This is a genomic window from Microbacterium sp. NPDC055903 (assembly GCF_053615555.1).
Genome location: NZ_JBSHCA010000003.1, coordinates 324,764 through 331,793, shown reverse-complemented (window position 1 = coordinate 331,793; position 7,030 = coordinate 324,764). Strand labels below are relative to the sequence as shown.

Below are 7,030 nucleotides of genomic sequence, written 5' to 3'. Positions count from 1 at the left end.
ACGCCCCCCCGCCCGCCTCCACCCCCCCGCCGCGCCGCCCCCCCCCCCCATCGTGCTCGTCGTCATTTCGGTCGGCGTCGGGATCGTCCTGTTCTACGTCGCGGCGCTGTCGATGATGGACATCGGAGGACGCGCCGACGGGCTGGGCCTGATGATGCTTATCCCGCTAATTCTGCTCGTCGCCGGAATCATCATCGGCGTCATCGCGCTCGCACGACGTCGACTCGCGTTCTTTCTATCCGCTCGCCGGGATCGTCCTGGCGATCATTGTGTGGGCGATTGGTGGCCAAGTGATCTCACCGTGAGCAATCCTCGACATCATCTGGAGCTGATCGCATCGGCGCGTGGATCCACTGTCAGCGATAGCTTTGTGTCGTCGGCCACCGGGCGGACGACCGCGCCTTGTCGCGCGCGGCTACTTGACGTCCACCCCGAACGCCCGCAGCAGCGGCGCCCGCGGGATCGTCCGCCTCGGCCCGAGCTGCATCGTCGGGATCGTCCCGCTCTCGATGCCGAGCTTGATCGTGCGGTAGTCGACGCCGACGAGCTTGGCGGCATCCTTCATCGTCAGGGCGAGTGAAGTGTCTGTCCTGTTCATGTCCTTCTCCTCTCGTGAGCAATGCGTGACATCGCTTGACCCTCTATGAATTGGAGGCGCACGTCCGTGTCGGATGCGGAAGGCGGGGCGCGTTGGCGGAGACAGGTGCTGCCAGCATTTGTAGCCATAAGCTCGGGTAGCCGCCCGAGCCTTTCGACCACAGACGCCCAGCGGAGGCCAGGTGCGGTCGGACTTCCCGTTGGATGAAGTCGAAGGCCTCAGTGGCGATCCCAAGGCGTCGATCGTCGTCGCGAGAGCCGTTCACGACATGATCTTCGCACCGATCGACTCGGTCCTGAGGAGGCGATCAGGGCTCACGCCAACGCGACGTTCCACCTCGGACGCTGCTCGCAAGCGGACCCAGGGCGCTCGGGCAGATCACGAGGTCTCACCTCGCACGAGCGTGAGAAGCCTTGCCGGATCGCGGCGTTCCGGGTTCGCTTGTGGCGCTGTGCGTCGTGCATGCAAGTCGGCGAGGTCCTCTGCGACGTCATCCATCAGCGCGGCCAGGTCGATCCGCACCGTGGTCAACCGTGGCGAGACCAACTGGCCGATCGCGGTGTGGTCCACTCCTACGACGGCGAGATCTCGAGGTACGGTCATGTTCCGTTCTCGCGCTCCGGCGAGTACGGCGATCGCGACGTCATCGTTGTACGCGCAAATGCCGATCGGGCCACCGAGCGCTCCCCGCGCCTCATCCAGTGCACGCACAGCATCCCGGGTGTCGAGCTGCACGCGGACCACCCGCGGCGCTGCGAGACCTTGCGCCTCGCACTCTCGCACGATTCCCTCAAGGCGCGGCGGACCGAAAGGATCGAGGCGCCCGTCATCGAGGCCGGCATAAACGATGTCCTCGAATCCCGCCCGGACGAGCTCTTGTACTTGAAGCCGACCGATCAGGATGTCGAACGGATCAGGATCACCGCCTTCCGAGGCCTCGTCGTGCTCTGGCACGATCCTCGTGCCGAGCGCTTCGATCTGAGATCGCTGTGCTGCCGTGAAGACGCCGAGACTGACCACCGCCGCCGGACGGAGGTCCAGGACAGAGGTGAGCGTGCTCTCCTCGGTGCCGAAGCGCACGACCACGCTCATGCCGCTCAGCGCAGAGGCGCGCGTGATGCGATCTACCGAGTCCTGCAGATGCGGACCGAATGTGGCGTTCGGTACGACGACGACCACGATGTCACTCAGGCCGGTGACGAGGGCGCGGCCCGCTCGTGAGGGGCGATAGCCGAGAGCTTTGGCCGCATCCTGGACCCGTTCCCTGGTCTCCAGGGGGAACCGCTCGTCTCCGTTCAAGATCTGGCTCACTGTAGAGCGTGACAGCCCGGCGCGCCGGGCGACATCCGCGCTCGTCGCGCGCTTGGTCGTCGGCCTCGTGCTCATGCACACCAGTCTGTCACAACCTCGTTGACACGTGACACCCGGTCGATCTAGGGTAGTGTCGCGTGTCACTGACACGTGACACCGAGCGATGAGTGCTCGATGAACTGTAGAGACGAAGGAGTCGGCATGGTGGAGGATTCGACGCGGACGGCAGCTGCGCAGCAGCGGGCCTCGGTCGCGATCAAGGCACAGGAATCGGAGACGGCCGCTCTCGCCGCCGTGGCGGTCGGGGAGGACGTCCGGGACTCCAGCGGACAGCGGCTCTCGCTCAGAGAGCGTCTCGCCTACGGCGTCGGTGATATCGGCGGCAACCTCATCTTCGCGCCGATCTCGGCGTTCCTGCTCTTCTACTTCACGGACACCGTCGGCATCGGTGCCGCCATCGCGGGGACGCTGCTGCTTTTCGGGCGGGTGCTCGACGGCACCATGGACCTCATCCTCGGGACGTTCATCGACCGGACCTCGACACGATGGGGCAAGGCTCGCCCGTGGATACTCTTCAGCACTCCTGTCGTGGTGGTGTCGTTCATCCTGCTCTTCAACGTGCCCGCGGATCTGCCGACGGGCGTCAAGGAGCTGTACGCGTTCCTGATGTACTTCCTGTGCCTCGGGGTTGGGTTCGTCGGGTCCAATCTCGCGTATCACACGCTGCTCTCCGTCATCACGAGCAATTCGAAGATGCGCGTCTCGCTGACTGTGATCCGCACGTTCTTCGCACTCGCGACGACACTCGTGGTGAACTTCATCACGATCCCGATCGTCACCAGCAGCGGCGGCGGCCAGGCGGGATGGACGGTCATGTCCCTGTTCTACGGCGGGATCGCGGCAGTCACCTTCCTGATCGTCTTCTTCGGCACGAAGGAGCGGGTCGAGAGCACGATCAAGCAGGATGACGGCCAGAAGCTCCCGCTGCGCACCTCACTCGGCATCCTCGTGCGCAATCCGTACTTCTTCCTCGCTTTCGGGTTCTTCTTCCTGAACTATCTGCTCACCGGAACCTCTGGCGTTGGCATCTACTACGCGAAGGATGTTCTCGGCGACCCGAACACGTACAGCTTCCTCGGTCTCGTCCAGATGCTCCCGCTGCTCATCGGGATGTGGTTCATGCCGGCCATCATCGGACGATTCGGCAAGCGCAAGCCCATCCTCCTCGGGGTGGTCATCACCGTCATCGGCACTCTGATCATCCTCATCGACCCGTCGAGCGTCGCTCTGCTCATCGTGGGCGGCCTCATCAAGGCCGTCGGCGGGATCCCCGCCGCGGCCGCTCTGTTCGCCCTGGTCGCGGACGTGGTGGATTATGGCGAATGGAAGAGCGGTGTGCGGCTGGACGGCATGACTTATGCCGCTGCCACGGCGGGGCAGAACTTCGGTGCCGGGCTCGGCGTCGCCCTGGTCGGGTGGCTCCTCGCTGCCGCCGCATACGACGGCCTGGCCCCGACACAGCCTGCTTCGGCGGTCAGCATGGAGATCTTCCTCTACATCTGGGTTCCGTTGATCGTGTCCGTGCTGATGGGCGTCATCATCTGGTTCCTGAATATCGACAAGCATCTGTCGCAGATGCAGCGCGAGCTCGCGGAACGGCGTGTCGCGAGAGCGGAGAGTGCCGCAGATGCCGGCTGAGTCGGCGCGAGCACGGACTCTCGGATGGGCGATCGCAGGCACCGGGATGGTCTCGGAGTTCGTCGCCTCCGACCTCGGCCTCGTCCCGGGAGCCCGCCTGCGTGCGGTGTGCTCGAGGGACGCGTCCCGGGCGTCCGAGTTCGCGCGGTGGTCCGGCGCCGATACGTCGTACGGCGACTGGGGGCGGATGCTCGCGGATTCAGCCGTAGACATCGTCTACATCGCCACACCCCACAGCACCCATGCCCGACTGGCGATCGAGGCGCTTGCCGCTGGCAAGCACGTCCTCATCGAGAAGCCCATGGCCACGGACGCTGTCGACGCTGCGCGTATCCACGATGCCGCAGCCCGATCGGGTCGCTTCGCGATGGAGGCGATGTGGATGCGGTTCAATCCGGCCTATCGCGCGGCGCTACAGGCCTCGGATGTCGGGGAACTGGGGGAGGTCCGGAGCGTCCGGGCCTCCTTCGGGCTCCCGTTCGCCTCGCCCGACTCCCCGCGATGGTCGGCGGAGCGGGCCAGCAGCACCGTCCTCGATCAGGCCGTGTACGCGGTGACACTGGCGATCGATGTCCTGGGGCGTCCCGATCGCGTTCAGGCGTCCGGACGACTGCGTCCGGACGGGGTGGACCTCTCCGCGCACATGACCTTCGGCTACGACGACGGCCGCTACGCCCAGCTGAGCGCGTCGATGATCGAGTACTCCGAGCCGACCGCATCGATCAACGGCACATCGGGTTGGCTCACGCTGGACGTGCCGTTCTGGGCCGCACGGTCCTTCAGCATCCGCAAAGGCGAGTTGGGAGAGGCGCTGGCCGGCGCGCATGCGCGTTCGTTCGACGTGGCCGGATTCGGTTACGTGCCGATGCTCGATGGCGTTCAGCAGGCGATCGGTCGCGGGCTGACCCAACACCCGTGGCGCACCCTCGATGATTCCGTCGCGAGTCTCACCGTCCTCGACGGCATCCGCCGTCTCATCACCGAAACCCCCTTGGAGAAGATCTGATGAAGCGCACCCTGCTCAACGATGGCTGGCAGTTCAGAGAGAAGGTGAACCCCTTCGCCGAGATCGGCGGGCCCTCTGCGCCCTACGTAGACGTGAACATCCCCCACGACGCGCTCATCTCACGCGAACGCGATCCGAACGGGGATGCCGGAGCCGCCTACTTCCCCCCAGGGGCCTATCAGTACCGTAGGACCTTCGACGCGCCATCGGACCTCGGTGACCGCCGTGTGGTCCTCGAGTTCGAGGGCGTCTACCGTGACGCGATGGTCTACATCAACGGTGCCCTCGCGGGGCAACGTCCATACGGTTACTCCGTCTTCCGCGTCGATGCCGACCAGTACCTCCGCCCTGGCGAGGAGAACCTCATCGAGGTCGAGGCTCGCAACGGCCAGGATGCGCGCTGGTACACCGGCGCCGGGATCTACCGCGACGTGTGGTTGCTCACCGCTCGGGATGTCCACGTGGCACCGGCCGGCCTGCGCGTGACGACCCACGACAGCGACGGCCTCGGCGCTGTCGTGGAGGTCTCGATCGATGTACGCAACACTCGCAACCGACCTGTCACCGTAGACGTCGACGCACTTGTCCGCAGCCCGGACGGCGCGATCGTTGGTGAGGCGACGGCTCCCGTCACCGTTCCGGCCCATGGCCGCTCGGTCAGTCGGCAGCGCCTCTACGTCGCGTCCCCGCGACGATGGAGCGCGGAGACTCCCGAGTTGTACTCGGCCTCGGTGCGCGTCAGCGCCGACGGTGAGGAGCTCGACGCCGACGAGACGCTCTTCGGCATCCGTCAGCTGCAGCTCGATCCGGTCCATGGGCTGAGGGTGAACGGTGCGACGGTGAAGCTCCGTGGGGCCTGCATCCATCACGACAACGGCATCCTTGGCGCGGCGACGCTGGCTGCCGCCGAGGAGCGCCGAATCCGTCTTCTCAAGGAGGCCGGATTCAACGCGATCCGCTCATCCCACAACCCCCTCAGCCGGGCCGCATTGGATGCGTGCGACCGCCTGGGCATGTACGTGATGGACGAGACCTTCGACGTATGGACATCGGGCAAGACCGCGCACGACTACGCGCTGCATTTCGCGGACTGGTGGGAGCGGGATGTGGAAGCGCTCGTGGAGAAGGACATCAATCATCCGAGCGTCATCATGTACTCCATCGGGAACGAGATACCGGAGACGGGTTCGCCTGAAGGCGGGGTGATCGGCAGGGAGCTCGCCGAGCAGTTCCGAAGACTTGATCCGACTCGTTTCGTGACGAATGCCGTCAACGGGATGCTCGCGGTGATGGACGACATCCGTCGGATGGCGGCCGAACGGGGCGCGGCGACGGATGAAGGGGCCGGAATCAACACGCTCATGGCGGGCCCGGGGGAGTTCATGAATCAGATCGGATCATCGCCACTGGTCACCGAACGCACAGCCGAGTCCTTCGGCCTTCTTGATGTCGCCGGCATGAACTACCTGGACAGCCGTTACGTCATGGACCAGGAGCTCTTCCCGAATCGGATCATCGTCGGAACGGAGACCTTCCCCACCAATATCGACGTCAACTGGGGTCTCGTCAGGGAGCACGCGCATGTCATCGGAGACTTCACCTGGACCGGCTTCGACTATCTGGGCGAGGTCGGGATCGGTCGGCCGAATCATCTCGCCGACGGCGAGCAGCCTTCGCTGAGCGCACGCCATCCGTGGATCGCCGCGTGGTGCGGCGATCTCGATATCGTCGGGACACGACGTCCGGCCTCGTTCTACCGCGAGATCGTGTTCGGGTTGCGTCAGGAGCCCTACATCGCGGTGGTCCGGCCGGGGAACGAAGACCGCACGCTCTATGCCGGGCCATGGACGTGGAGCGACAGCGTCGGAAGTTGGTCGTGGGCCGGTCAAGAAGGCACCAGACTGGCCGTCGAGGTCTACAGCGATGCCGAGCGCGTGGAGCTCGTCCTGAACGGAGAGACCATCGGTATGCAGGACTCAGGCGCTGATCATCGGTTCCGAGCGCGATTCGAGGTGCCGTACGTCCCCGGTCGGCTCGTCGCCTGGGCGGTCCGAGACGGTGCGCGCGCCGAGAGCTACGTCCTGGAGAGTCGTGCAGAGGCGATCGGGATCCGGTTGGCGGGGGCGTTCACCGATGACGGCATTGCTTTCGCGGAGATCGAACTCTGCGACACGGCCGGTGTCGTCGCCGTCGATCATGATGTCATCGTCCGTGTGACGCTCGATGGACCAGCGGAGCTGATCGCTCTCGGCAGCGGCAATCCTGCCCCGCGGGGCGGCTACGGATCCCCGCAGCACTCCACGTTCGATGGCAGGGCGCTCGCCGTTCTCCGACGCACGGGTGAGGGGGAGGTCGTGCTCCGCGTCGATGCCGACGACGCCGCCGTGGATGGGACGGCGCTCGTGCTGTGATCCCCT

At 65.5% G+C, this 7,030-nt stretch carries 5 protein-coding genes; 3 read left to right on the top strand and 2 right to left on the bottom strand.

Annotated elements, in window-relative coordinates:
- Nucleotides 1-415: 415 nt before the first annotated feature.
- Both ACWGJP_RS15420 and ACWGJP_RS15415 read right to left on the bottom strand, forming a co-directional pair.
- Nucleotides 416-598, bottom strand: coding sequence for a helix-turn-helix domain-containing protein (locus ACWGJP_RS15420; protein WP_452330682.1), 183 nt, complete (start codon nt 596-598; stop codon nt 416-418).
- A 378-nt stretch (nt 599-976) separates the two neighbouring features.
- Nucleotides 977-1,984: a LacI family DNA-binding transcriptional regulator gene (locus ACWGJP_RS15415; protein WP_452330681.1), complete on the bottom strand. Its 1,008-nt coding sequence runs from the start codon at nt 1,982-1,984 to the stop codon at nt 977-979.
- A 126-nt stretch (nt 1,985-2,110) separates the two neighbouring features.
- On the opposite strand from ACWGJP_RS15415, the gene ACWGJP_RS15410 reads away from it, so the two are divergent.
- The 3 genes from ACWGJP_RS15410 to ACWGJP_RS15400 are packed head-to-tail and all read left to right on the top strand — an operon-like array spanning nt 2,111 to nt 7,024.
- Nucleotides 2,111-3,607 carry an MFS transporter gene (locus ACWGJP_RS15410; RefSeq protein WP_452330680.1) on the top strand — a complete coding sequence of 499 codons (1,497 nt, stop codon included), beginning with the start codon at nt 2,111-2,113 and terminating at the stop codon, nt 3,605-3,607.
- Nucleotides 3,597-4,613 carry a Gfo/Idh/MocA family protein gene (locus ACWGJP_RS15405; RefSeq protein ID WP_452330679.1) on the top strand — a complete coding sequence of 339 codons (1,017 nt, stop codon included), beginning with the start codon at nt 3,597-3,599 and terminating at the stop codon, nt 4,611-4,613. Before ACWGJP_RS15410 ends, ACWGJP_RS15405 begins: the two co-directional genes overlap by 11 nt.
- Nucleotides 4,613-7,024 (top strand): glycoside hydrolase family 2 TIM barrel-domain containing protein, encoded by a 2,412-nt coding sequence (locus tag ACWGJP_RS15400; RefSeq protein ID WP_452330678.1) that lies wholly within the window; start codon nt 4,613-4,615, stop codon nt 7,022-7,024. Before ACWGJP_RS15405 ends, ACWGJP_RS15400 begins: the two co-directional genes overlap by 1 nt.
- The last annotated feature ends 6 nt before the right edge of the window (nt 7,025-7,030 follow it).